A 25,709-nucleotide genomic window follows, 5' to 3' on the forward strand; every position below is an offset into this window, starting at 1 on the left:
AATCGAGTGGGGGCCGGGCCGGGATTCGGGTCGGGGTCAAGCCGGATTCGAGTCGCGGCCGAGCTGGATTCGAGTCGCGGCCGAGCTGGGGGCCCTTGTCATCGCCTGTAGACATCACTTGTAGACTTCCCGCCGTGGACACCCCCGACCATCCCTCGCCCAGCCCGTCGACCAGGCCGTCGACCAGGCGTTTGCTCGTCCCTGGCCTGATCTTCATCGGCATGGTGGTGGCCATCATCAGCAGCCTCGGGGCTCCGCTCATCCCGACCATCGCCACCACCGATCACATCTCACTCGACGCAGCCCAGTGGGCACTGACCGTGACGTTCCTGGTGAGCGCGCTGGCCACCCCGACGATGGGCCGGCTCGGCGACGGCCCGCACCGGCGCCGGGTCATCATCGCCAGCCTCGGCATCGTCACCGCCGGTGCCGTGCTCGCCGCGCTGCCCTTCGGGTTCACCCTCCTGATGGTCGGGCGGGCACTGCAGGGCGTCGGTCTCGGCCTCACCCCGCTGGGCATCGCGGTGGCCCGCGACGCGCTGCCGCCGGAGCGGGCCCGCCCGACCGTCGCCATGCTGTCCATCACGACCGTCGCCGGGGTCGGCCTCGGGTACCCGATCACCGGGCTCATCGCCCAGTACGGCGGCCTGCACGCCGCGTTCTGGTTCGGTGCCGCGGTCAGCGCGCTGGCGTTGGGCGTGGCCGTGATCCTGATCCCGTCGTCCGCGCACCATCCGCGCCGGCGCCTCGACGTCCTGGGCGCGACCCTGCTCGGCGCGGCCCTGGCCGGGCTGCTGCTGGCGATCAGCGAGGGGGAGAGCTGGGGATGGGGGTCGCCGCGGCTGATCGGCGACATCGTCGTGTCGCTCGCCGTACTCGCCGGCTGGGCGGTCCTGGAGCTGCGCCGCCCGTACGCGCTGGTGCAATTGCGGCTGCTGACCCGGCGGGCGGTCCTCACCGCGAACGTTGGCGTGCTGCTCGCCGGGATCGCGATGTACCTGCTGATCTCGCTGGTCACCCGGTTCGTGCAGACTCCGACCAGCAGCGGGTACGGCCTCGGCGCCTCGGTCGCCGTGGGCGGACTGGTACTGGTGCCGTTCTCCGCCGGGAGCCTCGCCGCCAACCGGATCACGCCGGTGGTCCTGCGCCGGGCGCGGGCCGAACTGCTCCTGCCGATCGGGTCGGTCGTGGTGCTGCTCGCCACCGTGCTGTTCACCTACGCCCGGGCGAGCCTGTGGGAACTGGTCGTCCTGATGGGCATCGCCGGGCTCGGAGTGGGCGCCATGTTCGCGGTCATGCCCGGCCTGATCGTGGGCGCGGTGCCACCGCACGAGACTGGCAGCGCGACGAGCTTCAACCAGGTGATCCGGTACGTCGGGTACGCGGCCGGCAGCGCGATGAGCGCGGTGGTACTCCAGACCCGTACCGCACCCGGTCACCTGCTTCCCGCGGCGAGCGGCTATACGCTGGCCGGGCTCATCGGCTGCGGGGTGTGGGTCGTGACCGCCGCTGTGAGCCTCGCGCTGCCGCTGCTACCCACCCGGACCGCGGCCCTACTGAGGATCGGCTGCTCATGACCAAGGACGCGACACCCCGCCGCCGCGACGCGTCGGCCAGCCGGGACCGGCTCCTGGACGCGGCGCGTGAGCTGTTCGCCGACCGCGGGTACGACCGGACCACGGCGCGAGACATCGGCGAGCGCGCCGGCGTGGACCCGGCGATGATCGCCCGGTACTTCGGCGGCAAGGCCCAGCTGTTCATCGCCACCCTGCACGCGCAGGACGGGCCGCACCCGGCCGACCTCCTGGACCCGGACCGGTTGGCCTCGCTGCTCGAACGGATCGGGCGGCACGGTCCCGGTCCGGTGTTTCAGGCCGCGGTGCGGCCGTACGGCGACCCGGACGCCCAGGACGCGGCCCGCGTCGAGCTGGAACGCCGGGTCGTCGCGCCGCTGCGCCAGCGGCTGGAAAACGACGGCGACCCCCGACCGGAACTGCGCGCGGAACTGCTCATCGCGGCGTTCATCGGCGTCGTCCTCGCCCGCAGCACCGGTACCTTCGCCCATCTCGCCGGGGCATCGAATGACGAACTCCTCCCGTTGCTCCAGGAGCTTCTGGCGCCGCCCAGCTGACGGGTATCTCGGCTCAGGCGTATCTCAGCTGACGGGTATCTCGGCTGACAGGCATCGGGCTCAAGGACGGTCGGCTTCGCGACTGCTCCGGGAGCCTTCAGGCCCCGTAATGGCAGGCAGCGGCAGTCCGTCGTGAGCAGTCCGTCATATGCAGCGAGCGGCCCGCCGCCTACCCCGAGGAGAATTCCATGACCCAGTCCGTACCCGCGTCGGCCGCGCCGACGCAGACCCGGCACCCGTGGCGGGCCACCGCCCGCACGGTATTCGCCGGCCTTGTCGGCGGCCTGACCCTGCTGCCCGAGGTGGCCGCCGAGGCACATATCGGCACCGTGCCGACGGTCGCCCAGGTGCTCGTGGTGACCGGTGCCATCACCCGCGTACTCGCGTTGCCCAGCGTCAACGAGTGGCTCAACCAGTACCTGCCGTGGCTCGCCGCGTCGCCGCCGAAGCCGGCCGCGTAGTAACCACCGATCCAGCGGCGGCCCCACTCGGGTGAGAGCGGGGCCGCCGGCCCGCCCGCGGCGGTCTCGGTGACAGCCGGTGCGGTGGCGGCCGTTGCGGTCGGCCGGGTCTTCCGGCCGTCTCAGGTCACCGCGGACAGCAGCATGACGAACCCGAAGCCGACCAGCGAGACCGCGGTCTCCATGACCGACCAGGACTTGAACGTCTGGCCGACGGTCAGCCCGAAAGACTCCTTCACCAACCAGAACCCGGCGTCGTTGACGTGGGACAGGAACAGCGAGCCGGCCCCGATCGCCAGTGCCAGCAACGCGGTGTGGGTCGGGCTCAGGCCGCTGGCGAGAGGGGCGACGATCCCGGCGGCGGTGATGGTGGCGACCGTCGCCGAACCGGTCGCCAACCGCAGGGCGACCGCGATGAGGTAGCCGAGGACGAGTACGGACAGGTGCGCGTCGTTCGCGAACTTGGCCACGGAGTCACCGACCCCGGCGCCGATGAGAGTCTGTTTGAAGCCACCGCCGGCCCCGACGATGAGGATGACCGCGGCGACCGGCGCGACGCTCGCGGCGATCCGCGAGGAGACCTGGGTACCGCGGAATCCCACCGCGTACCCGAACGTCACCATGGCCAGCAGGACGGCCAGCGTCATCGCGACCAGAGGCTCACCGATGAAGTCCAGTACCGTGCGGGCCGTCGGCGGGTGCTTCGCGTCGGTCCAGATGATGTCGGCCAGCGCCTTGAGCAGCATGAGTACCACGGGGAAGAGGATCGTCAGCAGTGTCACCGGGAACGACGGTGGTCGGCTCACGTCCTCGCTGCGCGACCGGGCGGCGTCGGTGTCGATGCCGCCAGCGCGGGCCGGAGCGTCGACCGGTACCCACCGGGCGACCAGGATCGCCAGCAGCGGCCCGCACACGACCACGGTGGGTACGGCGACGAGCAGCCCCAGCGCGAGTGTCGTACCGAGCTGGGCGTGTACCGCGCCGATCGCGATCAGCGGGCCGGGGTGCGGCGGGATCAGCCCGTGTAGCACCGAGAGGCCGGCCAGGGCGGGGATCGCGACCCGCATCAGGCGCAGGCCGGAGCGCTGGGTCACCAGGACGACCACCGGCAACAGCAGGACCAGGCCGATCTCGAAGAACATCGGGATGCCGATGACGATCGCGACCAACGCGGTCGCCCACGGTACGGCGGCCCGGGGCGCCCTGGACAGCAGCGCGTCGATGATGCGGTCGGCGCCGCCGGAGTCGGCGAGCAGCTTGCCGAGCATGGCGCCCAGGGCGATCAGCAGGCCGACCTCCTGGAGCGTGCTGCCGACTCCGGCCTCGAAGTTGCTGACGATCTTTCCGAGGCTGACCCCGGATGCCAGGCCGACGAACGCCGAACCGACCAGCAGAGCCAGGAACGGGTGCATCTTCGCCAGGACGATCAGCAGCACGACGATGGCGATGCCGAGCACGGTGACCGCGATCAGCCGGGTGTCGTGGGATTCCCAGGGTTTGACCGCCGCCGCGAGGTAGAGGGGACGCACGGCTACTCCTCTCGACTTGTGCATCGAACACTGTCGAAGTGGATCACGTGATCAGCATAGGCGCGCATCACGGTTCCGCCACCGCGGCCGGATGTGCCGTGCGACGCGCCGTGGGATGTGCCCGCGATTCCCCGCTCGGCCGAGCCTGTCGGGTCGCGGTGCCGTCATGAATTCGAATTCGACGATCGTGGCGCGGATGTCGGCGGATGAATAGCCGCGCTCGAACAATGGGCGCGGTAACGCTTGATTCGCTCCGCGACGGTTTCCCATTCGTATTGCGGAAGCGTCCGTTGACGCATTCGCGCGGCGTGTCGCCGTCGTGTCGACGCAGGTAGAGGCGTGTCCGACTGAACGATGCGCCCGATGTACCCGATTCCCGGACCAGCGGACAAGTTCGCGATCCCGGAGCGCGCGATCGGTCGCGAATGGTGCGCACGAAAGGCGTTTCAACGACATCCGGTCGGGGGTAGGAATCCCGGCGCGAGGTTACCGCGGTGGCGGTAATCGAAGTTAGCGGAAGCGTGATTGTCGACCGGCCGAGTCGCGCGCGATGTGGCGGTGTCCCGCGGTGTGGCGGCGTCCACTGTGCGCGACCGGCGCGAGGCGGTGCGGTCTGCGGTCGAAGGAGGCGTGATGAAGAGTCGTGGGGGACAGGTCGCTGCCGCGATCGCGGCGGGCTATGTCTTGGGGCGCGGACACCGGCTGCGGTGGGCACTTGCCCTGGGGGCGGCGGCGTCGATGGGGAGGCTGAGCGGCAGGAGCGGGCCGTTGCGGGCCGGAGTCGAGGCGTTGCGAGCGGCACCCGAACTGGGCAAGTTCGCCGCCGCCGGTCGGCCGCTGCTTTTGGCCGGCAGGGCGGCTCTGCGGGCGGCCGCCGAGGGCCGGGTCGACGCGTGGACGGACCGGCTGTCGCAGGCGACGGATTCCCTTCGCCGGCCGGCTTCCTCTGCCACAAATGCCGCCACAGATGTCGCCAGCGAGAAGGCGGGGGCGGGGGCGCGGGCATCGCGCAGGGCCGCGTCCGGTGTATCCGGGAAGGCGCGGCGCGGGAAGGTCCGCGCGGGTGCCGGAGGCGCGGGTGCCGAAGCCGCTGCGCCGGAGGATGACCGGGCCGAACGTGAAGCCGGCGAGGAGTTCGAGGACGACTTCGCCGACGAGGAGCCCGGCGACGCGACCGGCGGGCGGTACGACGACGAGCGCGACGACGATTTCGATGACGAGCCGGACGACGACCGCGATGACGAGCCCGATGACGAGCCCGATGACGCCGGCGAGGAGTTCGAGGACGAGTCCGACGGTGAGCGTGACGACGAGTTCGAGGACGAGCCGGACCGAAAGGCCCGCGGCAGGGCCGGGGGCGACCGGGCCCGCGGCGACCGGGCCGGCGGTGACAGGGCCCGCGGCGACACAGCCCACGGCAGGGCCGGGGATGACCGGGCCGGGGATGACCGGGCCGGGAACGACCGGGCCGGGGACGACAAGGCCGCTCGGCGACCGGTCGTCACCCGGTCCTCGACCGGAACGGCTCGTCCGGCGGCACGGCGAGGACGGAGGTGAGCCGGGTGACCGGAAAGACTCGTAAGGCAGGCCGCGACGCCGGCGTGGGCGGGCGGCTAACTGCGGCGCTCGCCGGCCAGGCGGGGAAGCTCGCCGCGGCGGCGGGCAACCGCGCGCTGTCGACGGTCAACGACTGGGCCGGCGCGGCGACGGAACGCCTCACCGACTACGCCGAGAACGGCGGCGGCCCGGGGCTGGCCGCGGCGGTGGCCGGCGCGAAACAGGTCGCGGCCGGGAAGTCCCCGACCAGTGCGGCGCTGCACGCCGGCATGGCCGGGGTAAAGGAGCGGATCGGCCGGGCACTCGGCGGGAAGGGCAAGCAGGGCAAGAGAAACAAGCTCAAGGTCACCAACATCGTGGAGACGATCGACGTCGGTGTTCCGGCACGCGTCGCGTACAACCAGTGGACGCAGTTCGAGGACTTCCCGAACTTCACGAAGAAGGTGGAGCACGTGGAGCGTACCGGCGATGACAAGCTCACCTGGAAGGCACAGGTCTTCTGGTCCCACCGGAGCTGGGAGTCCACGGTCGTGGAACAGGTACCGGACCGGCGGGTGGTGTGGCGCTCGACCGGGGAGAAGGGTTCGGTCGACGGCAGCGTCACGTTTCACGAGCTCGCTCCCGAGCTGACCCGCATCCTGCTCGTCCTCGAGTACCACCCGCAGGGGCTGTTCGAGCGCACCGGCAACATCTGGCGGGCACAGGGGCGGCGGGCGCGGCTGGAACTCAAGCACTTCGCCCGTCACGTGGCCGTCCAGACGGCCCTGCACCAAGACGAGGTGGAGGGTTGGCGCGGAGAAATCCGCGACGGACGCGTGGTGCACGGCCACGAGCCCGAAGCGTCACCGCAGCGCCGCTCACCGGATCGGTCGGACCGATCGGACGCCGGGGAGGCGTCGGAGAGCCCGACACGTGAGCGTGAGACGGCGGGCGGATCCACGTCGCGACGAACGGGTTCTGGGTCCACCCAGCGAACGGGTTCCGAGTCCGCGAGCCGAACGGGTTCTGGGTCCACGCGCCAGACGGGTTCTGGGCCCACGCGCGAAACGGGTTCTGGGTCCGCCCGCCGAACGGGCTCCGCGCCCGCGCGCCGGACGGCAGCGACGCGAGACAGCACAACGCGCGACAGCACAACGCGCGACAGCACAACGCGCGACAGCACAACGCGCGACAGCACAACGCGAGACAGTGCAGCACGAGACAGCGAGACAAGAGACAGGGAAGCGCGGGACAGCGCAACGCAAGGCAGGGAAGGGGGGCGCGGTCAATGACGTCTGCGGTCGCGACGACCGGCGGTGCCGCCGGCTCCGGAGACTCATCATCGGATCTGGCCGATGTCATCGACACGATCCTGGACAAGGGACTGGTGATCGACGCGCACATCGCGGTCGGTGTGGTCGGCATCCGGTTGCTGACCATCGACGCGAGGATCGTCATCGCGAGCGTCGACACGTACCTCCGGTTCGCCGAGGCGGTGAACCGGCTGGACCTGGGGGAGTCGGAAGGCAAGGCGCTGCCCGACCTCGCGGGCGGCAAAGCCAGCGCCATCGAGAAGGCCGGAGAGACCATCGGCCAACTGGTCGGCGGCGGCAAGGAACGGCAGCGGACGCGCTCGCGCCGCGATCGAGAGGAGGACTGACACGTGTCCACCCGTACGAGAGAAGCAGAGCAGGAATCCGAAGCGCAGGGGTCGGAGCAGAGCACCGCGTACTTCGTCTACGGCGTCGTGCCTGGCGACGTGACACCCACCGAAGAGGCGCGCGGGCTGGGGGACCCGCCGCTAGCGGTCACCACCGTGACGCGGTCGGAGATCGGTGCGCTGGTCAGTGAGGTACCGCTCGACGGTCCGCTCGGCGAGCCCGACGACCTCGTGGCGTACCAGCGGATCCTGGACGGTACGGTCATCGAGGCGCCGGTGCTGCCGTTGCGGTTCGGTACCGTGCTGGCCGACCGCGAGTCCGTGGAGCGGTTGCTGGACGACGGCCACGACGCGTTCCTCGCCGCGCTGAACGAACTCGACGACCGTACGGAGTTCATCATCCGGGGCCGCTACGTCGAGCGGGCGCTCCTCGAGCAGATACTCGAAGATGTGCCCGAAGCCGCCCGGCTGCGGGATTCGCTGAGAGACGCGCCGGACGACCTGCCGGAACAGTCCACAATGGACGCCCGGGTGCGGCTCGGTGAGATCGTGAACCAGGCGGTGGAGGCCACTCGCACGACCGACACCGGAAACCTGATCGCGGCACTCGAACCGCTGACCGTGACCGCGATCGAGCGGCCGCCCACTCACGAGCAGGATGCCGTTCACGTGGCCGTCCTCGTCGACAACGCCCGGCGCCGGAAATTCGAGCGGGGTGTGGAGGCTGTCGAGAAGCGGTGGCGGGGACGGGTGGAGCTACGGCTGCTCGGTCCGCTCGCGCCGTACGACTTCGTGGCCGTACCGCAGGCGGGGCAGTGACATGGGGCTGCTACTCAGTGTTCTCACCGCGCCGTACGCGCCGGTGCGCGTGCTGACCTCGCTCGGGCGGGTGATGCGTCAGGAGGTACTTCGGGAGCTGTACTCGCCGGCGGCGGTGCGCCGCCGGATCGAGGCAGTCGACGCGGCCGCCGCCGCGGGCGAGCTGTCCGAGGCCGAGCGGGTCGAGGCACAGCGGAAGGTCATCGAATCAGTCATCGTCCGGCCGGACGCGCGTGGCGGATCGGCCGGTTGACGGAAGGGAGCGCCATGGCCGCGACACGCGGTCGCCGTGGCCGCGACAGGTCGAACGGCCCGCCGGATGGCGATGCGTACGACAGCGAGCGGTCCGGCGGAGAAGAGTACGACGCCGACGACGCGTCTGAGGCGGAGGACTCGTATGACGACGACTCGTATGACGACGACTCGTATGACGACGACGCCGAGTACGACGGCGATGACGAGTACGAGGGAGACGACGAGACCGAAGGTGACGACCCGGACGACAGTGACGACCCAGACGACCCAGACGACGGAGACGACCGAGACGACGGCGAACCGGACGTCCGGCAGCGCGCCGTGGTGCCCGCACCCGCCGCGGCGAAGGCCGGAGTGCGCGAGGTCGTTCAGCTGACCGGCCGGCAGGCCCTCGGCGTGACGGCGCTGGAGCGTACCGCCGACGGTTGGCTGGTCGAGGTCGAGGTCGTCGAGGACCGGCGCGTGCCGTCGTCCAGCGACATCCTCGGCCTGTACCGGGTGGAGCTCGACCCGGACGGATCGATGACCGGGTACCGGAGGGTCAGGCGCTACCCGCGCGGTCGTGGCGACGGCAGAGAGGAGGGGGTGAGATGACCGAGATGGCCGGGACGGCCGGAACGCACGGCGCGATGCTCGCGCAGAGCACCGGCGCTCCGCCGGCCCCTCCCGATTCCGGCAACCTCGCCGACATCCTCGAACGCGTCCTCGACCGCGGTGTGGTGATCGCCGGTGACATCCGGGTGAGCCTGCTCGACATCGAACTGCTCACCATCAAGTTGAGGTTGGTGATCGCGTCGGTGGATACCGCGAAGCAGATGGGGATCGACTGGTGGGAGCAGGACCGCTGGCTCACCGGCCGCCGGGAGGCGGTGGAGGGCGAGGAATCCCGCTCGCTGGAAGGCGGATCGCGATGACCGGGCCGGAGCCGGCGATGGAGCGGACCGGCGTGTGGGTCCACGCGGTCATCCGCGACATCGGCGCCGGCATGCCAGGCGCCGGTATGCCAGGCATTGGCATACCGGGCCCCGACGCGGCTGATACCGGCGCGGCTGGCGTCGACGCGGCTGAGACCGACGGCGTGACCGGCGTCGGCGGCGGTCGGGTGCGCGCGGTACGGGCGGCGGGTCTGACCGCGATAGTGTCCACAGTGGACCTGGGTGAGTTCGGCGAGCAGCCGCTCGCGCGCAACCTGGAAAACGTCCAGTGGCTGGAGACCGTCGCGCGAGCCCACCATCGCGTCGTCGAGACGGTGGGCCGGCGTGGTGCGGTCATCCCGACCCGGTTGGCCACGATCTACCGCGACGACCGGTGCGTCGCCGCGATGCTGACCGAACGGAGGGCGGACTTCGCCGCGGCGCTCGACCGGGTGACCGGCCGGACCGAATGGGGTGTCAAGGCGTATGCCTCAGCTGCGAAGGCGTCCGCGTCAAGGTCGTACGCGTCAAGGTCGTACGCGTCAAGGTCGTACGCGTCGGCCGGGTCGGCCGCGGGTGCGGCGCGATCCGAGACCGCAGCCGCCGGAGCCGGCGCGCACGACGCCCGGCCGGGCACCCGGTACCTCCGGCAGCGCCGCGCCCAACTGTCCGGCCGCGACGAGGCGCGGCAGGCCACGGTCGCGAACGCGGAGGCGATCCACCGGGCGCTGGCTCAGAAGGCCGACGCCGATCGGCGGCACCCGGCCCAGGCGCCGGGCCTGAGCGGGCGTACCGACTGGATGGTGCTCAACGGAACGTACCTGGTCAGCGAAGACCTCGGTACCCGGTTCGCCGATGCCGTGGCCGCGTTGGCGCGGCGGTACCCGGACCTCGAGCTGGAACTGACCGGGCCGTGGCCGCCGTACTCGTTCGCGGTTGTGGACGAGGCGACCGACCGATGACCGTCGTGAACGGAGCCGGACAGGTCGAGGGTCCCGCCTCCGCCCCGGTGGCCCTGGTCGACTTGCTCGACCGGGTACTGGCGACCGGCGTCGTCGTCACCGGCGACCTGACCCTGTCGATCGCCGAGGTGGACCTGGTACACGTGTCGTTGCGTGCGCTCCTGTCGTCGGTACGGGCGCGGGAGTCGCGGCGGCCTGAGGTGGAGCCATGGTGAGGCCCGACGTGCCTGCGCCAGCCGTGCCCGCGCCAGCCGTGCCGGCCACGACCGGACACCTCGACATCGAGCGGGACTCCGTCGAGAAAGGTCTGGCCAGCCTGGTGCTCACCATCGTCGAGCTGCTGCGCCAGCTGATGGAGCGCCAGGCGCTGCGCCGGATCGACCAGGGCGACCTGACCGACGAGCAGGTCGAGCGGATCGGCGTCACGCTGATGGCGCTGGAAGAGCGGATGGTGGAGCTGCGCGAGCACTTCGGTCTGGAGGCCGGCGATCTCAACCTCGACCTCGGTCCGCTCGGGTCGCTGCTGCCCCGCGACTGACCCGCGACTGGCTTGCGCCTGACCCGCGACTGGCTCGCGACTGGCTCGCGACTGACCCAGCGCACGTCCTATATTCTGGAACGAACTTCCTGTCATTCGGGATGGCCGGTAGCGTTGCCGCAGTTGACCACCGCTGCCGAGGTTGGCCAGCGTTGCCGAGGTTGACGCGTGTGAGGGAGTCGCCATGTCCGGGAGAGAAGCCGTCTACACCCACGGCCACCACGAGTCGGTGCTCCGCTCGCACCGGTGGCGCACCGCGGCCAACTCGGCCGGATACCTCGTGCCGCACCTCCGGCCCGGCATGTCGTTGCTCGACGTCGGTTGCGGACCGGGCACCATCACCGCCGACCTGGCCGCGCTGGTGGCTCCCGGACCGGTCACGGCGGTGGAGATCAGCGCGCAGGCCTTGGAGGCCGCCCGCGCCGAGGTCGCCGCACGTGAGCAGGACAACGTCGAATTTCGCGTTGCCAACGTCATGGCGCTCGACTTCCCCGACGCCGCGTTCGACGTGGTGCACGCGCACCAGGTCCTCCAGCACCTCGCCGATCCGGTCGGCGCCCTGACTGAGATGCGCCGGGTGTGCCGGCCCGGTGGCCTGGTCGCCGCGCGGGACGGGGACTACGCGGGGTTCGTCTGGTTCCCCGCCATTCCGGCGCTGGACGAGTGGCTGAGCCTGTACCGGCGGCTCGCCGCGGACAACGGTGGGGAGCCGGACGCGGGCCGCAGGCTGCTGTCCTGGGCCCGGGCGGCCGGCTTCGACGACGTCACCACGTCCTCGTCGACCTGGTGTCTGGCCACGCCGGAGGACCGTGGCTGGTGGGGGGAGACCTGGGCGGAGCGGATCGTGCGCTCCGACATCGCCCGGCAGGCGGTGTCCTCGGGCGCCGCGACCGAGGACGAGCTGCGGGACATCGCGCGGGGTTGGCGCGACTGGATCGCCAGCGAGGACGGCTGGTTCTCGGTGCTGCACGGCGAGATTCTGTGCCGCGCCTGAATCTCGCTGTCGCGCCTGAGTCTCTCAGCTGGGCCTGACCGCGCTGGGCCTGACCGCGCTGGGCCTGACCGCGCTGGGCCTGACCGCGCTGGGTCTGACCGCGCTGGGTCTGACCGCGCTGGGTCTGACCGCGCTGGGTCTGCGCGCGCTGGGCCTGCGCGCGCGGGGCCGGCTCGCCGGTCTCGCGCCACCTGCTCGACCGTGAGCCGGCACGTCCCGGTACTGTCGTGCGGAATCGACAGACTACAGTTCGGCAAAACGAAGGGGAGACGATGACCGAGCCCTTCCCGCCCCACGCGGCGCCGCAGGGACCGCCGTCGCAGGTGCCGCCGACCGGTGCGCCGGCAGGGCCATTCGCGCCGGCAGGGCCAGTCACGCCGACCGGGTCGAAGGGCAAGCTGCGGCTGTGGCTCATCGTCGCCGGGGTGGTCGTCGTCGTTCTCGCCGTCGGTACACCGATTCTGGTCTCCCAGCTCAAGACGGACAGCGGCGTCACCGCCTGCCGGACCGTCGCCAAGCCGGCCACCGCCGCGAATTCCCAGCCGGCCATGGCCCGGGCGACGAACCGCACGGTACGCGGCCAGTTCGCCGACTCCGGTTACGCGGATCTGCGCACCGCGGGCGGCCACTACGTCGACGCGATGGACGGCATGCTCGCCCCGTACGGCACGCAGCCCAAGGCGGGTACGGAGTCGGTGCCGAAGGCGTGGACCGAACTCACCGACGCGTGCGGCAACCACGGAGTCACGCTGCCGTCGCTGGTTTCCTGACCTCTCGACCCGCTGACTCGCTGGCCCCCTGACCCGCTGGCCGGGTCTGCGGTTGTCGCCGACCGCCTGCTGGTGGGCGCCCGGATCCGGGCTCGTCCGCGAGCAGGCGGACGCTGCCCTCGCTAGGCTGGATGAAGATCCGCAGTGGATGAGGATCCGCAGTGGATGAGGATCCGTGGTGGATGAGGAATCCGCGATGGATGCAGACCCGCGGCGGACGAGGATCCGCGATTGTGAGGAGTGGCACCATGAAGCACGTCTGGCTTGGCGGCCTTGAGGTCTCCCAGCTCGGTCTCGGGTGCATGGGAATGTCGGCGTACTACAGCGGAGCCGGCAGCGATGACGCCGAGTCCATCCGGACGATTCAGCGAGCGCTCGAGCTGGGCGTCACGTTCCTGGACACCGCGGAGATCTACGGCCCGTACCGGAACGAGGAACTGGTGGGCCGGGCCATCGCCGGCCGCCGCGACGAGGTGGTGTTGGCCACCAAATTCGGTCAGATCTCGCACCGGGGCGGCAACAACCGTCCCACCACGGATGTCGAGTCGATCCGGAAGCTGGACAGCTCGCCGGAGAACATCCGGATGGCCGTGGACGGATCGCTCCAGCGGCTGGGCGTCGACCACATCGACCTGTACTACCAGCACCGCGTCGACCCCGGTACGCCTATCGAAGACACCGTCGGCGCGCTCGCCGAGCTGGTCAAGGCCGGCAAGGTTCGGTACCTCGGGCTGTCCGAGGCGTCCCCGGACACCATCCGCCGGGCACACGCCGTGCACCCGATCGCCGCGCTGCAGACCGAGTACTCGCTGTGGACCCGCGACCCGGAGGCGGAGATCCTGCCGCTGACCCGTGAGTTGGGAATCGGGTTCGTCCCGTACTTGCCGCTGGGTCGGGGCTTTCTGACCGGTACGATCACTTCCCGTACCGACCTGGATCCCAGCGACTTCCGCAGCGCCAACCCGCGATTCGCGGAGGAGAACTTCGGCCGGAACCTGCGGATCGTCGACGAGGTCGAGGCTGTGGCCGCGGAGATCGGCGCGAGTTCGGCCCAGGTCGCGCTGGCCTGGCTGCTGGCGCAGGGCGAGGGCATCGCCCCGATCCCGGGTACCAAGTCGGTGACCCGGCTGGAGGAGAACCTCGGCAGCGCCGGCCTGACGCTCAGCGAGGCTCAGCTGGCCCGGCTGTCCGCGATCGAAGCGCCGGCCGGCGACCGCTACGCGGACATGTCCTCGATCGACCGGTAGCACCCCCCGCTGTCCACTGTGGACAGCGGGGTCCGCGGATGATGGGCCGGCTCACGAGAGCCGGCCCACGAGCCGGCCCACGAGCCGACACTCACGAGCCGCCAGTCACGAGCCGCCAGTCACGAGCCGCCAGTCACGAGCTTGCAGTCACCCGCGCCGGCTCGGCCACCTCCGCCGGCGGCCCGGCGGCGCGGGTCCGGTCCAGGCGGGCCAGCATCGGGTAGGTCACCAGCCCGACGACGATCGTCGGTACGCCACCGACGAGCAGGCTCCACCGGGCGCCGAGCACTTCGCCCACCCAGCCGACGATCGGGCCGCCGATCGGGGTGGAGCCCATCCACGCCAGCGCCCACAGGGCCATCACCCGGCCGCGCATGTGCGGCGCGGCGGCCAGTTGCAGAGCGGTCTTCGCGTACGAGTTGAATGTGATGCTGCCGTACCCGACGAACAACAGCACCACGAACGCCACGGTCAGCGTCGGCGCCAGCGCGGCCACGGTGATGGCGATGCCCCAGCCGATCGCCGCGAGGCTCAGCCCCTGGATCCGCACCCGGCCCCGGGACGCCGAGACCAGCCCGCCGACCACCGCGCCGACGCCCATCACCGACGTCATCGCGCCATAGGTACCCGCTCCGCCGTGGAACGTGTCGCTGGCCACCAGCGGCAGGCTGACCTGGAACTCCCAGGCGAGGGTACCGATGACCGCGATCATCAGCAGCGGCAGCGCGAGTTCCGGCGTGGTGCGCACGTACCGCAGCCCCTCGCGCAGCTGTCCCGGTTGGCGCCGGGCCCGGGGAGCGAGCCGGAACTCGGTGCTGGACATCAGGGCCAGGGTGGTCAGTACGGCGGCGAACGACACGGCGTTGAGTCCGAAACACAGCGCGAGGCCCAGGCTTGCCGCGATCACGCCGCCGACCGCGGCGCCGAAGATGCGCGACATGTTCATCACCACGGAGTTGAGCGTGACGGCGTTCGACAGCTGGGCGCTGGGCACGAGTTCGGAGATGAACGACTGCCGGGCCGGATTGTCGAAGACGTTCACGAGTCCGAGTGCGGTGGCGAGCACGTACACGATCGGAAGGTTGATGACGTGTGTGCCGACGAGTATCGCGAACGCCGCCGCGAGCAGCCCCGCGGCCGCCTGGGTGACGTACAGCACACGGCGCTTGTCCAGCCGGTCGGCGATCAGGCCGCCCCACGGTCCGAAGAGGAACATCGGCGCGAAGCGGGCCGCGGTGGTCAGGCCGAGCGCGGTGCCGGAGTGGGTGAGCTGCAGGACGAGGAACGACTGGGCCACCGTCTGCATCCAGGTGCCGCTGACCGAGATGAGCTGGCCGGTGAAGAAGAGGCGGTAGTTGCGGGTGGAGAGAGAAGCGAAGGTGGCGTGTCCGAGGCTGCCGAGCTTCACTCGATACAGCATATCTTGTGCAATCTGGACGGTGCGGGGCCGGGTCCGCCCGCCAGCGGACCCGGCCCCGCGGCGAGGAGTTCAGGTCGCGATGTCCGGATAGGGGAGTGTGAAGCCGCTCAGCCGCTCGGCGTACTGCTTCTGGAAACCCAACGGTTCCTCGTAATCGCGCTCGAACATGGCGATGAACAGCGTCAGCGTCAGGAACGGATGGGCGCCCAACTCGAACAGCCGGACATAGTCGTGGGTACTCAGGGCGTCGCGCTCGTCGTCGGCGAACCGCAGCCAGGTGCTCGCCTCGCCAGAGTGGCAGTTCAGCAGGTCGTTCGCCCGCTCGGACTCCCACCAGGCGACCGTGCCGCGCGGATCCTCCCGGTACCGCTCGACCAGCTCCGGGTCCCGGTCGACCGTGTACAGGAACTTGTCGACGAGATAGCGGCTCACGCGCCCACCTCCGGGACTCCGTTCGGGTACCAGGTGAAGTACGCCTCCATGGTGTGGAACAGGTCGAGGCTGTCGACGTAGTCCGCCTTCGCCCCGGCGCCGGCCACACCCATCATCAGCATGAAGTCCATGAAGCCGTGCGTCGCGTTGCCCGGCGCGTGCAGGCTGTCCAGCGTCACCTCCGCCAGGCAGCCGTCGAGGTCGCCGTTCGCGATCCACTCCACCGCGCGCCGGTCGAACTCCGGATCCGGCCCGTGCGGCCCGAACTGGCGCGGGCCGCCCAGCTCCAGCGACAGGTGACCGGTGCCGACGATGGCCACCCGCAGGTCGCTCGGCCACGACTCGACGATCTGCCGGATCGCCTGACCCAGCTGGACGAACCGCTTCGGCTGCGGCAGCGGCGGCGCGAAGATGTTGGTGTAGACCGGAACGACGGGCAGGTCCGCGTCCGGCCGCAGCGTGATGATGGGACAGGTGATGCTGTGGTCGATGCGTAGCTCGTTGCTGAACGCGAGGTCGAACCCGGCGTCCAGCCCGGCCCGCAGCACGTGCGCCGAGAGGTCCTCCTGGCCGCGCAGCTTCATCCGCGGCAGGCCGAATTCGCGCTCCTCGTTGTACCAGTTGGCGTCGTAGAACGGAGCCTTGCCGACCAGGAACTGCGGCATGTTGTCCAGCCACAGCTGGTGGAAGTGGTCCGAGCCGACCATCACCAGCACGTCCGGGCGCGCCCGGGTCAGCGTCTCGCGGAACGCGGTTATCTTGCGCACCCACTCGTCGGCGAACGGCGGCCGGTCCGGTCCGGTCGACGTGCTCGCCCGGTAGTAGAACGGATGGTGGGTGGAGGCGATGACCGCGACGACTGTGGCCATGCCGGCTCCTCTCAGGTCTGATCCGGTCTCACGGCTGGTTCGGTTCCCAGGGCTGGTTCGGTTCCCAGGCTGGTTCGGTTTCAGGTCTCGTTCGGCTTCAGGTCTCGTTCGCCGGAACGTATCGGGCGTTGCGGTCGACGGTACGGTAGATGTCCATGGCGATCGGGTTGCGCCGCTCCTCGGCGAGGTGGCCGAGCAGTCCCGCGGCGCGGGCCAGCAGCGCGAAGCCGCGTAGCAGGTCGACCGGAAGACCGAGGTCGGCGAGCGCGGCGCCGCACACTCCGGCGCCGTTGAGCGGGAGGGTACGACCGAGGACCCGCGGGTGTACCCGGCCGATCGCCTCGAACAGGCGCAGGTGCGGGCCGCGCAGTCCCTCTTCGTCCGCGATCCGGATGAGTGCCGGCGTGCGCGGGTCGCCGGTCTTGTGCACCGGGTGGCCGAGCCCCGGGATCAACCGGCGCTGGGCGTGCGCCTCGGTCACCGCCGCCAGCGCGACCGCGTCCCAGCGGGCGTCGTCCCAGCTGACAACGTCCCACCCGGCCCCAGCGGCGTCGTCCTCGGCTGCCCTGTCGTCGGCTGCGCTGTCCTCGGCTGCGCTGTCCTCGGCTACCCTCGGCTCGTCCTCGGTCGCTGCGCTGTCGGCCGCTTCGGCCGCCTTGGCCGCCGCCTTGGCGGATTCGGCAGGTTCGGCGAGCCGGGCCAGAGCGTCGGCGAGGAACCGGCCGCAGTCCTCGGTCACGCCGAGGAACCGCGAGCCGCCGCCGAGCAGACCGGCCGCGAACGCCGCCTGAAGCGCCTCCGGCGCGCTGAGATACGTCAGCCGGGCCGCGATCGCGGTGGGGGTGAAGCCGTGGTCGGCGAGGGCGACGAGTACCGCCTCGAAGACCCGTACCTCGCCCGGGGTCGGGCGGCGCCCGGCGACCAGCCAGTACGCGAGTTCGCCGAACCCCACCCGCCCCATCAGGTCGCTGGCCAGATCGTGCCCGAGCAGGCGGATCGTGGTCGCGTCCGATGTGCCGATCGACGTCGGGAAGCTCAGCTGTTCGTCAGCCACCTGCGGATCTCCTCGCCGTGCTCGTCGAGCCCCGGCGGCGGCAGCTCGTACCGGGCCGGAGTGTCTGAAAAGGTAATCGGATTGCGTACGCTCGGGACCGCTGCCGCCCCCTCGCCGACCGTGACCACCGGATCCAGGCCCAGCTCCTCGGCGAGCGCCACGCCTCCGTCGATCGTGTTGATCGGCGCGCAGGCCACTCCGGCGGCCAGCAGGTCGCGGAACCATTCGTCCTTGGTACGCGTGGTCAGCCGCTCGACCAGCAGCGGTCGCAGCAGGTCCCGGTTGGCGGTGCGGTCGCGGGTGCGGGTGAACCGCGGGTCGTCCGGCAGATCCGGTACGCCGAGCACCTGGCACAGCTTGCGGAACTGGCTGTCGTTGCCGGCGATGACGATGAGTTCGCCGTCGGCGGTCGGCAGCGGCTCGTACGGGAACAGGCTGGGGTGCGCGTTGCCCATCCGGTACGGCACCGTGCCGCCCGCGACGTACCCGCTGCTGTGGTTCACCAGTCCGGACAGCGCCGAGGACAGGAGGTTGATCTCGACGTGCTGCCCGCGCCCGGACAGTGCGCGATGATGCAGCGCGGCGAGGATGCCGATGTTCGCGTGCAGCCCGGCCATCACGTCGAAGACCGAGATGCCCGCGCGGTAGGGGGAGCCTTGCGGGTCGCCGGTCAGGCTCATCAGGCCGGAAATCGCCTGCACCATCAGGTCGTACCCGGGGTATGCGGCGCCCGCGCCGGTGCCGAAACCGCTGATCGAGGCGTACACGATGCCCGGATTGCGCCCGGACACCGAGTCGTAGTCCAGTTCGAAGCGGCGCAGGCCCCCCGGGCGGAAGTTTTCGATCATGACATCGGCGCGGTGCGCCAACTCCCGGGCGACGGCGAGGTCATCCGGGGCTTTGAGGTCCAGGGCGATCGAGCGCTTGTTGCGGTTGACGCCGAGATAGTACGTCGAGATGCCGTCGCGGACGGGTGGCATCCAGGTACGGGTGTCGTCGCCGCCCGGACCCTCGACCTTGATCACCTGGGCGCCGAGGTCGGCGAGGAGCATCGTCGCGTACGGGCCGGCCAGAACGCGGGAGAAGTCGGCCACCAGCAGCCCGGACAGCGGCCCCGGCGGCTGCTCGCCCGGTGCCCGCTCGTTCGCTGACCGTCCGGCATCCGCGCGCTCGGTCATCGCCCGCCTCTCGAATAGTGAGCCGTGTCCGCTGTGCGGACTCCCGTCCGTCGAGCCACAGTCTCTGCTGCCCCCTGGATGCTGTCAATCATGCAGCGCCTGCCAGCGGCACTCTCGAAGATGTCAATGAGGAGGCCAGGGCCGCTTCGCGCGACCTCTTGACACGGACCTCTTGACACGTCCTGGTGCCCGGCTCAGACTGGCGCCACTCGTACTCCGACCGTCAGACGGACAACTGTCCGGCCAGGGTACCCCTCCTTCGGAATGGAGTGAGCGGCGATGAGCGCAAGCGACGGGCAGACGCCCGCCACCCACCGCCCCGTGGTTTTCCGCAATGGCCTGGTCCTCACCATGGACGACGCGCACACCGTGCTGCCCGGCGCCGACGTGCTCGTCGTCGGCGAACGGATCGCGGAGGTCGGCACCGACCTCGAAGCGCCCGACGGCGCGCTGGAGATCGACGCCAGCGGCGGCATCCTCATGCCCGGCATGATCGATACTCACCGGCACATGTGGCAGACGGCCATGCGGGGGTACGGCGCCGACTGGACGCTGACGCAGTATTTTGTCTGGTACTACCTTGAGTCCGGCAAGCTGTTCCGGCCCGAGGACGTCTATGCCGGCAACCGGCTCGCCGCGATCGAGTCGATCGACGCCGGAGTCACCACGACCGTCGACTGGTCGCACGGCCTCCAGACGCCACAGCACGCGGACGCCGCGCTCGACGCCCTCGAATCCGTGCCGGGCCGGTTCGTGCTCGCCTACGGCAACATCCAGCAGGGACCGTGGGAGTGGGCCACCAGCGCGGGATTCCGCGACTTCGTGGAGCGGCGCGTCCACGCCGGCGACGACATGCTCGGCTTCCAGATGGCGTTCGACGTCACCGGTGACCCCGCGTTCCCCGAGAAGGCCGCGTTCGAGGTGGCCCGCGAACTGGGCGTACCCGTCACCACGCACGCCGGTGTCTGGGGTGCCACCAACGACGACGGCATCCGGCTCATGTACGACAACGGGTTCATGACTCCGTCCACCGTCTACGTGCACGCCGCGACGCTCACCGACGACTCGTACCACCGGATCGCCGCCACCGGCGGCTCGGTGTCCGTGTCCACGGAGAGCGAGCAGAGCGCCGGACAGGGCTACCCGCCCACCTGGCAGCTGCGCCATCACGACATCCCGGTGTCGCTGTCGATGGACACCAGCGTCTGGTGGAGCGGCGACCTGTTTTCCGCGATGCGTACGACGCTGGGCGCCGACCGTTCCCGCGAGCACCTGGAGGCGCACGGCCGGCAGGAGACCGTCACCCACTGCCACCTGCGCGCCGAGAATGTCATCGACTGGGCCACCCGGGGCGGCAGCAGGGCGCTCGGTCTCGACGATGCGGTGGGCAGCCTGGTACCCGGGAAGAAGGCCGATGTCGTCCTCATCAAGAACGAGCACTCGCCGGCCATGTTCCCGATTCTGAACCCGTACGGTCACGTGGCCTTCCAGGCCCAGCGCGGCGACGTGCACTCCGTGGTCATCAACGGTCGGCTGGTCAAGCACGAGCACCGGCTCGTCGGTGTCGACCTGGCGAAGGCGCGCACCGACGTGGAGCGCACCATCGAGTACCTGGTCGAAAGCATGGGGCCGGACGCCTGGGCGAAGGGCATGAACCCCGACATCCCGGAGACGAAGGTGCTCGACAACCCGTACACGTACACCGCGTGGGACGCCGGCTCCGCACAGTGGAAGCATTAGCCTTCGGTCTTCAGGAACTCGGTCAGGACGGAAGAGAGCAGGATGGCGCGCGAGACGGGACCCGACTTCATCGAAGCCCTGGCCCGCGGGCTCGACGTGTTGCGATGCTTCCGTCCCGGCCAGCCCACGATGACGCTGAGCGAGATCGCCGCGGAGACCGGCCTCGCGCGGCCGACCGTCCGCCGGATCCTGTTGACTCTCGAGGAACTCGGGTACGTGCGCGGGGCCGACCGAGGCTTCGCGCTCACCCCGCGGGTACTCGAGCTGGGAATGACGTACGTCAACTCGCTGTCCATGTGGGACGTCGCCCGGCCACACATGCAGCGCCTGGTCGCGCAGACGAACGAGTCGACGTCCGTCGCGCAGCTCGACGGTAGCGACATCGTGTACGTGGCGCGGGTCGCGGTACCGAAGATCGTCACTCTGGCGGTCACCATCGGTACCCGTTTTCCCGCACCCGCCACCTCGATGGGCAAGGTACTCCTGGCGGCTCTGGAGCCGGACGAGCTGACCGGGGTACTCGCGCAGCCGACGCGGTCCGGCATCACCGCGCGGTGGTGCCCCGACCGTGACGAGTTGGACCGGGCGCTGCGCGAGGTCCGCGCGCGTGGTTGGGCGCTGGCGGACCAGGATCTCGCGGCGGGGATCCGGTCGGTGGCGACCGGGGTACGCGACGGTGACGGGCGAGTGGTCGCGGCCATCAACGTCACGGTCCACGCGGCGGAGACGTCGGTGGAGCGGCTCACCGAGGAATACCTGCCGCTCCTGCTGCGCACGGCCGCGGACATCAGCCGGGACTGGGCGTTGCGCGACAGTGTGCCGATCGCGATGCTCGATCCGGCCCGGGTCGCGGCGCCGGCTCGCGGAGTGCCCGCGGCGCGCGGAGCATCCGCGGCTGGCCTGCCTGCGACGTGACAAACTGGCTCCCACCGCACAGCTCTCGAACTCACTTGCCAGAGGCAAGTGAGTTCGAGTGTGGGTCAGACCGCCTCGGTGAGACGCGCCAGACCGGCCGGCGCGACGTTGCCTCCGGACAGCACCAGTACGGTCGGCGTACCCGGACGCACGTCCACCAGATTCGACCGCAGCGCCGCCAGCCCCACCGCGGCCGACGGCTCGACCAGCAGCTTGCTCGCGTCCAGAAGCTCCCACCACGCCGGAAGGATCGCCTCCTCGGGCAGCTCGACGACATCGTCGACGAACTTGTGAACGTGCGCCAGCGTGTGCTCGCCCGCGAACGGGGCGGCCAACCCGTCGGCGATCGACACCGGGCGGTGGGGGAGCGGGGCCGGGGTGCCGGTCCGCAGCGCGTGACTCATCGCGTTCGCTGTCACCGGCTCCACGCCGATCACCCGGGCGCCCGGCAGCGTCGCCTTGACCGCCGCCGCCACACCGCTGATCAGCCCGCCACCACCGACCGGTACCAGCACCAGCCCGACGTCCGGCGCGTCCCGTACGAGTTCCGCCCCGACCGTACCCTGACCGGCGATGACGTCCGGATCGTCGAACGGGTGCAGCAACTCGTACCCGCGGTCGCGGGCGATCTCCTGGCAGGTACCGAGGAGGTCATCGGTGAAGACGATGTCGCCACCGTACCGGCGCACCGCCTCGACCTTGGTCACCACGGCACCGTGCGGCATGCACACGACCGACGGCAGCCCGAGCGCGTTAGCGGCGAAAGCTGTGGCTGCGGCGTGATTGCCGGCCGAGAATGTCGTGACACCTCGCGGCAGGTCTCCACGCTCCTGCCGGGACAGCAGGGCGTTGAGCACGCCTCGGACCTTGAAGCTCCCGGTGTGCTGAAGGTTCTCCGCCTTCAATGAGACGGGTAGTCCGAGAGTCTGGCTCAACCGGGGGGACGCCAGCAGCGGAGTCGGTACGATCCGGCCGTCCAGGCGCCGTGCCGCCGCCGCGATGTCGTCGTTGCTCGCCAAGCGCATAGCCGCAACGATACGTCCGGCCGATTCGGCTCACGCGAGCGACTGGCCAGCTTGCGGAAGCGACTGGCCGGCTCGCGCCGGCGGCTATCCAGCGGTGTAGGTGCGCCCCTTCCAGGCGGCGCCCCGCCCGCGGTAGTGCTGCACCGCCGAGTCCACGGTCATCGCCAGGTACAGCGTCGCGGTGAACGGCATCGCCAGCGCCGCCGGCCACGGCTGCCCGTAGTAGCGCAACATCGGCGTGTACGTGCCGGCCATCAGCAACCAGGTCGCCGCCCCGAGAACGAGCGTCGGTACGTCACCCGTGGCCGCACCGACCACAATGGACATCAGCGGTACCAGGAAGATCAGGGCGAGCCCCACGACCGTACCCGCGAGCAGGGCGAGACTGTGTCGCAACTGCGCGTACGCGCTGCGGGACACCATTCGCCACAACGTACCCAGGTCCGGGTAGGGCCGGATCGAGTCGACCCGGTCGGCGAGCCCCAGGAACGTACGCGCGCCGCTGCCCTTGAGTACCCGTGCCAGCGCCACGTCGTCGATCACCGCGCCCCGGATCTCCGCCAGCCCGCCGCCGCGCTCCAGTGCCGACCGGCGCACGAGGCTGCAGCCACCGGCCGCGGCGGCGGTCCGCGTCCCGGGCCGGTTGCTCCACCGGAACGGGTACAGCAGGGCGAAGAAGTACACGAACGCGGGTACCACGAGGCGTTCCCAGGGCGAGCTGACCCGTAGCCGGGCCATCTGCGAGACCAGGTCGAGGCGATGCTCCTCGGCGGCCCGTACGAGGGAGGCGAGCGAGTCCGGACGGTGCGCGATGTCCGCGTCGGTGAGGAGGAGATAATCCACCTCACCGGCCTCGGCGACGCCGGCCGTCAACGCCCAGAGCTTGCCGGCCCAGCCGGGCGGGGGTTCACCCGGATCGACGATGGTGACTGCCGGCCACCGGCTGGCGACGAGGGTTCGGGTACCGTCGGTCGAGTTGTCGTCGACGAGAATCACCCGTACCGGGCCGGGGTACTCCTGCCGGACGAGCGTGGAGAGGCTGTCCGGGAGGACCGCGGCCTCGTCGCGAGCGGGCACCACGATGGCCACCGTCGGCCATCGCTGGGGCTCTCTTTCCGGGGGCGCTGTTTGCGGGGTCTCGTCCGGCGGAGTTCCCCCGCGGGTCTCGTCTCGCGGGCCGCGCCCGCGAGTCTCGTCCTGCGGGCCGCGCCCGCGGGTCTCGTGGTGCGGGGGGCGCCCGCGGGGGAGCCGGACATCGGTGCGCCAGAACATCCCGCGGGCCAGCGCCAGCCAGACCCACGCCAGCGACGCCACTGCGGCCAGCACGCGGAAGATGAGCACACCCGGGAGCCTGCCAGCCCCCGGCTGTCGACCGGTGAGTGGGGCGGGTGCCGCGTTATCCGGTGCCGGTGCCGGTGCCGGTGCCGGTGTCGCTGTCGCTGTCGCGGTCGGTGTCGCTGTCGGTGTCGGGGCCGGTGTCGGGGTCGGGACCGGAAGCGGTGGCACGCTTCACCTTTAGCTCAGCGTGCTTTGAGGTATGGTTCACGGTACTTTCAGCATGTTTTGAGCTACGCGACGGACAATCGTCGTGTGCCGCGCGCCGCTGATTCGCTGGCCGGCCCGTGGTCCCGAACGGATGAACAGAGGCCGGCGGAGCAGGGAGCGGCATGCGCGCACAGGTGACCGGTGACGGTCGGCTCGCGAGAGGATCTCGGCCGGACGGAGGCCGGCGCATCCCCGGTAGCGAGAGCGTTACCCGACGTTGCGGAAATCCGTGAATCCCTCGGCCCGCTCCTCCTCAGATTCGCGCCGGCCCGGCCGTACCCCCGCCAGCCGGCACCCCGGCCGCGCGGGTCGGCTCGCACCCGAATGCCGCCCGCGTAGCCGCGGCCGTGAGCACAGATCCTGACGCTCCGCGGCCGCAACGGGCGCCACCAGCCACCCGACGCGGCTACCACCGTTCACAGCGAGCCCGCTCAGCGCGGGTTCGGCCGGCGCACGAAGCCCTGGGCTGATCCGTGATCATGCCCAGCCCCGGCAGCCGTACCGCCCCGCCGCGCCTCTCAGGCGTGGGCCCCCTACCCGGAGACTGATCGTGAACCCCACCCCCGCCCCCACCGGAGACCCCGACAGCGCCCGACATCCGGGCAGCGACAGCACGGGTCATGACGCCACCCTCAGCAGCAACACCGGGAAGCCCGACCAAGCCGGTAGTAGCGCGAGCCAACACGCCGGCACGAGCCAGAGCGCCAGCGACGCCAACAGCGCAAGCAGGAACGCCGGCGCCGACGGCAGCAGAGCGAGCCAGAACGACAGCGTCGACGCCGACAGCGGCGACCCGGTCAAGGTGGTCTACATCCTCGGCCGTGGCCGCAGCGGCAGCACCACGCTCGGACAGTCACTCGGCGCCGGCCGTGGCTTCTTCTACGCCGGCGAAGTGCGGTACCTGTGGGACCCCGCACTCACGCACAACACCCCGTGTGCGTGCGGCGCGCAGCTGTCGGAGTGTCCGGTGTGGGGCAAGGTGCTCGCTGAGCTCACTCACCTCGATCTGGACTGGATCGTGCGGTGCCAGCGGGAGGTGCTTCAGGAGTCGAAACTGGCCCGCCTCCTGCGCTCCCGGGCGCCCGAATCGTGGCCGGCGCTCGCCGCCTTCCGCGATGCGACCAGCGAACTCTATGCGGCCATCGCCAAGGTGACCGGCTGCCGCGTCATCGTGGACTCCTCCAAGCGACCGTCGCACGCCCTCGTGCTCGGCCAGGTGCCGGCGCTGACGCCGTACTACATTCACCTGGTACGCGATCCCCGAGCCTCCGCCTACTCCTGGCGCAGCCGGCAGTACCAGGGCGGTGCCGGCGGCGAGATCCGACAGCGCACCTCGCTGGACGCGACGCTCCGGTGGCTGCTGCTGAACCTCGGATCGGAGCTGGTGACCTACCGGACCGGCCGCGCCCACAGCCGCAGGATGAAGTACGAGGACTTCATCGCCTCGCCGCGAGCCACGATCGCCGGTCTGGCCGGCTGGGTCGGCGAGACTCTGGACGATTCCGTCTTCGTCGATGAGCGGACGGTACGTGTGCCGACCAGTCACGCGGTCGCCGGCAATCCGGTGCGCAGCCGTACCGGTGAGGTCGTCCTGCGGGACAGTGCCGAGTGGTACAAGCACCAGCCGTCAATGGACCGGCTCATCGCGACCACCGTGGCGGCGCCCGTGCTGCACCGCTACGGGTACCAGTTCAAGCCCTGAGACTCCAAGCCCT

General features: G+C 70.6%; 27 protein-coding genes and 1 pseudogene. 19 read left to right on the plus strand and 9 right to left on the minus strand.

Going from position 1 to position 25,709, the window contains the following annotated elements; genetic code table 11:
- The first annotated feature begins 134 nt into the window (after nt 1-134).
- The 3 genes from Raf01_RS44185 to Raf01_RS44195 all read left to right on the plus strand — a co-directional run bounded on the left by Raf01_RS44185 (nt 135) and on the right by Raf01_RS44195 (nt 2,592).
- A complete protein-coding gene (locus Raf01_RS44185; protein ID WP_203924151.1) occupies nt 135-1,577 on the plus strand; it encodes an MFS transporter in 1,443 nt (480 codons plus the stop codon).
- Nucleotides 1,574-2,131, plus strand: a complete 558-nt coding sequence (locus tag Raf01_RS44190; protein WP_203924152.1) for a TetR/AcrR family transcriptional regulator — start codon at nt 1,574-1,576, stop codon at nt 2,129-2,131. The genes Raf01_RS44185 and Raf01_RS44190 overlap by 4 nt, the downstream gene beginning before the upstream one ends.
- A gap of 188 nt (nt 2,132-2,319) precedes the next feature.
- Nucleotides 2,320-2,592 (plus strand): hypothetical protein, encoded by a 273-nt coding sequence (locus Raf01_RS44195; protein WP_203924153.1) that lies wholly within the window; start codon nt 2,320-2,322, stop codon nt 2,590-2,592.
- Nucleotides 2,593-2,714: 122 nt separating this feature from the next.
- Here the strand turns inward: Raf01_RS44195 and Raf01_RS44200 are convergent, their stop codons facing one another.
- Nucleotides 2,715-4,121: a GntT/GntP/DsdX family permease gene (locus Raf01_RS44200; protein ID WP_239134453.1), complete on the minus strand. Its 1,407-nt coding sequence runs from the start codon at nt 4,119-4,121 to the stop codon at nt 2,715-2,717.
- Nucleotides 4,122-4,754: 633 nt separating this feature from the next.
- Between Raf01_RS44200 and Raf01_RS44205 the strand changes: the two genes are divergently transcribed.
- Together Raf01_RS44205 and Raf01_RS51100 are read left to right on the plus strand one after the other, a co-directional pair.
- Nucleotides 4,755-5,678 carry a hypothetical protein gene (locus Raf01_RS44205; RefSeq protein WP_203924155.1) on the plus strand — a complete coding sequence of 308 codons (924 nt, stop codon included), beginning with the start codon at nt 4,755-4,757 and terminating at the stop codon, nt 5,676-5,678.
- Nucleotides 5,679-5,947: 269 nt separating this feature from the next.
- A pseudogene (locus tag Raf01_RS51100) lies at nt 5,948-6,403 on the plus strand (SRPBCC family protein); the annotation flags it as partial.
- A gap of 17 nt (nt 6,404-6,420) precedes the next feature.
- On the opposite strand, the gene Raf01_RS51105 reads toward Raf01_RS51100, so the two are convergent.
- Nucleotides 6,421-6,855: a hypothetical protein gene (locus Raf01_RS51105; RefSeq protein WP_373319763.1), complete on the minus strand. Its 435-nt coding sequence runs from the start codon at nt 6,853-6,855 to the stop codon at nt 6,421-6,423.
- Between the two features lie 90 nt (nt 6,856-6,945).
- On the opposite strand from Raf01_RS51105, the gene gvpJ (Raf01_RS51290) reads away from it, so the two are divergent.
- From gvpJ (Raf01_RS51290) to Raf01_RS44270, 11 genes are all read left to right on the plus strand, one after another.
- Nucleotides 6,946-7,317, plus strand: coding sequence for a gas vesicle protein GvpJ (gene gvpJ, locus Raf01_RS51290; protein WP_203924156.1), 372 nt, complete (start codon nt 6,946-6,948; stop codon nt 7,315-7,317).
- A 3-nt stretch (nt 7,318-7,320) separates the two neighbouring features.
- Nucleotides 7,321-8,136: a GvpL/GvpF family gas vesicle protein gene (locus Raf01_RS44220; protein WP_203924157.1), complete on the plus strand. Its 816-nt coding sequence runs from the start codon at nt 7,321-7,323 to the stop codon at nt 8,134-8,136.
- Nucleotide 8,137: 1 nt separating this feature from the next.
- Nucleotides 8,138-8,389: a gas vesicle protein GvpG gene (locus Raf01_RS44225; RefSeq protein WP_203924158.1), complete on the plus strand. Its 252-nt coding sequence runs from the start codon at nt 8,138-8,140 to the stop codon at nt 8,387-8,389.
- A gap of 14 nt (nt 8,390-8,403) precedes the next feature.
- Complete coding sequence (gene gvpO, locus Raf01_RS44230) at nt 8,404-8,985, plus strand: gas vesicle protein GvpO (RefSeq protein WP_203924159.1); 582 nt, start codon at nt 8,404-8,406, stop codon at nt 8,983-8,985.
- Nucleotides 8,982-9,305 (plus strand): gas vesicle protein GvpJ, encoded by a 324-nt coding sequence (gene gvpJ, locus Raf01_RS44235; RefSeq protein WP_239134455.1) that lies wholly within the window; start codon nt 8,982-8,984, stop codon nt 9,303-9,305. Before gvpO ends, gvpJ (Raf01_RS44235) begins: the two co-directional genes overlap by 4 nt.
- Nucleotides 9,302-10,267 carry a GvpL/GvpF family gas vesicle protein gene (locus Raf01_RS44240; RefSeq protein ID WP_203924160.1) on the plus strand — a complete coding sequence of 322 codons (966 nt, stop codon included), beginning with the start codon at nt 9,302-9,304 and terminating at the stop codon, nt 10,265-10,267. The genes gvpJ (Raf01_RS44235) and Raf01_RS44240 overlap by 4 nt, the downstream gene beginning before the upstream one ends.
- The gene (locus tag Raf01_RS44245; RefSeq protein WP_203924161.1) at nt 10,264-10,482 is read left to right on the plus strand and encodes a gas vesicle protein; all 219 of its coding nucleotides are present in this window, start codon (nt 10,264-10,266) and stop codon (nt 10,480-10,482) included. Before Raf01_RS44240 ends, Raf01_RS44245 begins: the two co-directional genes overlap by 4 nt.
- A gap of 8 nt (nt 10,483-10,490) precedes the next feature.
- A complete protein-coding gene (locus tag Raf01_RS44250) occupies nt 10,491-10,805 on the plus strand; it encodes a gas vesicle protein K (RefSeq protein ID WP_239134456.1) in 315 nt (104 codons plus the stop codon).
- 184 nt (nt 10,806-10,989) lie between these two features.
- Entirely contained in the window at nt 10,990-11,799 is an 810-nt protein-coding gene (locus Raf01_RS44255) for a methyltransferase domain-containing protein (RefSeq protein WP_203924163.1), read from the plus strand.
- Nucleotides 11,800-12,071: 272 nt separating this feature from the next.
- Nucleotides 12,072-12,569 carry a hypothetical protein gene (locus Raf01_RS44265; protein ID WP_203924164.1) on the plus strand — a complete coding sequence of 166 codons (498 nt, stop codon included), beginning with the start codon at nt 12,072-12,074 and terminating at the stop codon, nt 12,567-12,569.
- A gap of 248 nt (nt 12,570-12,817) precedes the next feature.
- The gene (locus Raf01_RS44270; protein WP_203924165.1) at nt 12,818-13,816 is read left to right on the plus strand and encodes an aldo/keto reductase; all 999 of its coding nucleotides are present in this window, start codon (nt 12,818-12,820) and stop codon (nt 13,814-13,816) included.
- Nucleotides 13,817-13,949: 133 nt separating this feature from the next.
- Here Raf01_RS44270 and Raf01_RS44275 read toward each other — a convergent pair whose 3' ends face one another.
- From Raf01_RS44275 to Raf01_RS44300, 5 genes are all read right to left on the minus strand, one after another.
- On the minus strand, nt 13,950-15,224 hold the full coding sequence (locus Raf01_RS44275; RefSeq protein ID WP_203924166.1) for an MFS transporter: 1,275 nt from the start codon (nt 15,222-15,224) through the stop codon (nt 13,950-13,952).
- Nucleotides 15,225-15,305: 81 nt separating this feature from the next.
- Nucleotides 15,306-15,668 carry a hypothetical protein gene (locus Raf01_RS44280; RefSeq protein WP_203924167.1) on the minus strand — a complete coding sequence of 121 codons (363 nt, stop codon included), beginning with the start codon at nt 15,666-15,668 and terminating at the stop codon, nt 15,306-15,308.
- On the minus strand, nt 15,665-16,537 hold the full coding sequence (locus Raf01_RS44285; protein WP_203924168.1) for a DODA-type extradiol aromatic ring-opening family dioxygenase: 873 nt from the start codon (nt 16,535-16,537) through the stop codon (nt 15,665-15,667). The genes Raf01_RS44280 and Raf01_RS44285 overlap by 4 nt, the downstream gene beginning before the upstream one ends.
- 97 nt (nt 16,538-16,634) lie before the next feature.
- On the minus strand, nt 16,635-17,591 hold the full coding sequence (locus Raf01_RS50250; protein WP_239134457.1) for a citrate/2-methylcitrate synthase: 957 nt from the start codon (nt 17,589-17,591) through the stop codon (nt 16,635-16,637).
- Complete coding sequence (locus Raf01_RS44300; protein WP_203924169.1) at nt 17,573-18,769, minus strand: CaiB/BaiF CoA transferase family protein; 1,197 nt, start codon at nt 18,767-18,769, stop codon at nt 17,573-17,575. Before Raf01_RS44300 ends, Raf01_RS50250 begins: the two co-directional genes overlap by 19 nt.
- 279 nt (nt 18,770-19,048) lie before the next feature.
- Here Raf01_RS44300 and Raf01_RS44305 point away from each other — a divergent pair, with 279 nt between their 5' ends.
- Complete coding sequence (locus Raf01_RS44305) at nt 19,049-20,509, plus strand: amidohydrolase family protein (RefSeq protein ID WP_203924170.1); 1,461 nt, start codon at nt 19,049-19,051, stop codon at nt 20,507-20,509.
- A 42-nt stretch (nt 20,510-20,551) separates the two neighbouring features.
- The gene (locus Raf01_RS44310; protein ID WP_203924171.1) at nt 20,552-21,424 is read left to right on the plus strand and encodes an IclR family transcriptional regulator domain-containing protein; all 873 of its coding nucleotides are present in this window, start codon (nt 20,552-20,554) and stop codon (nt 21,422-21,424) included.
- A 65-nt stretch (nt 21,425-21,489) separates the two neighbouring features.
- Here the strand turns inward: Raf01_RS44310 and Raf01_RS44315 are convergent, their stop codons facing one another.
- Together Raf01_RS44315 and Raf01_RS44320 are read right to left on the minus strand one after the other, a co-directional pair.
- Nucleotides 21,490-22,449 (minus strand): threonine ammonia-lyase, encoded by a 960-nt coding sequence (locus Raf01_RS44315; RefSeq protein WP_239134458.1) that lies wholly within the window; start codon nt 22,447-22,449, stop codon nt 21,490-21,492.
- Between the two features lie 84 nt (nt 22,450-22,533).
- Nucleotides 22,534-23,790 carry a glycosyltransferase gene (locus tag Raf01_RS44320; RefSeq protein WP_239134459.1) on the minus strand — a complete coding sequence of 419 codons (1,257 nt, stop codon included), beginning with the start codon at nt 23,788-23,790 and terminating at the stop codon, nt 22,534-22,536.
- A gap of 754 nt (nt 23,791-24,544) precedes the next feature.
- On the opposite strand from Raf01_RS44320, the gene Raf01_RS44325 reads away from it, so the two are divergent.
- Entirely contained in the window at nt 24,545-25,696 is a 1,152-nt protein-coding gene (locus Raf01_RS44325) for a sulfotransferase (protein WP_203924172.1), read from the plus strand.
- Nucleotides 25,697-25,709: the final 13 nt, after the last annotated feature.

The sequence above is a fragment of the Rugosimonospora africana genome, from assembly GCF_016862975.1.
In the GTDB taxonomy this organism is placed as follows: Bacteria; Actinomycetota; Actinomycetes; order Mycobacteriales; family Micromonosporaceae; genus Rugosimonospora; species Rugosimonospora africana.

Coding starts and splice junctions, on each gene's coding strand:
- Raf01_RS44205 (WP_203924155.1), top strand. CDS start 4,755: ATGAAGAGTCGTGGGGGACAGGTCGCTGCCGCGATCGCGGCGGGCTAT.
- Raf01_RS44255 (WP_203924163.1), top strand. CDS start 10,990: ATGTCCGGGAGAGAAGCCGTCTACACCCACGGCCACCACGAGTCGGTG.
- gvpJ (WP_239134455.1), top strand. CDS start 8,982: ATGACCGAGATGGCCGGGACGGCCGGAACGCACGGCGCGATGCTCGCG.
- Raf01_RS44240 (WP_203924160.1), top strand. CDS start 9,302: ATGACCGGGCCGGAGCCGGCGATGGAGCGGACCGGCGTGTGGGTCCAC.
- Raf01_RS44245 (WP_203924161.1), top strand. CDS start 10,264: ATGACCGTCGTGAACGGAGCCGGACAGGTCGAGGGTCCCGCCTCCGCC.
- Raf01_RS44285 (WP_203924168.1), bottom strand. CDS start 16,537: ATGGCCACAGTCGTCGCGGTCATCGCCTCCACCCACCATCCGTTCTAC.
- Raf01_RS44190 (WP_203924152.1), top strand. CDS start 1,574: ATGACCAAGGACGCGACACCCCGCCGCCGCGACGCGTCGGCCAGCCGG.
- gvpO (WP_203924159.1), top strand. CDS start 8,404: ATGGCCGCGACACGCGGTCGCCGTGGCCGCGACAGGTCGAACGGCCCG.
- Raf01_RS44265 (WP_203924164.1), top strand. CDS start 12,072: ATGACCGAGCCCTTCCCGCCCCACGCGGCGCCGCAGGGACCGCCGTCG.
- Raf01_RS44310 (WP_203924171.1), top strand. CDS start 20,552: ATGGCGCGCGAGACGGGACCCGACTTCATCGAAGCCCTGGCCCGCGGG.
- gvpJ (WP_203924156.1), top strand. CDS start 6,946: ATGACGTCTGCGGTCGCGACGACCGGCGGTGCCGCCGGCTCCGGAGAC.
- Raf01_RS44305 (WP_203924170.1), top strand. CDS start 19,049: ATGAGCGCAAGCGACGGGCAGACGCCCGCCACCCACCGCCCCGTGGTT.
- Raf01_RS44315 (WP_239134458.1), bottom strand. CDS start 22,449: ATGCGCTTGGCGAGCAACGACGACATCGCGGCGGCGGCACGGCGCCTG.
- Raf01_RS44300 (WP_203924169.1), bottom strand. CDS start 18,769: ATGACCGAGCGCGCGGATGCCGGACGGTCAGCGAACGAGCGGGCACCG.
- Raf01_RS44195 (WP_203924153.1), top strand. CDS start 2,320: ATGACCCAGTCCGTACCCGCGTCGGCCGCGCCGACGCAGACCCGGCAC.
- Raf01_RS44270 (WP_203924165.1), top strand. CDS start 12,818: ATGAAGCACGTCTGGCTTGGCGGCCTTGAGGTCTCCCAGCTCGGTCTC.
- Raf01_RS44225 (WP_203924158.1), top strand. CDS start 8,138: ATGGGGCTGCTACTCAGTGTTCTCACCGCGCCGTACGCGCCGGTGCGC.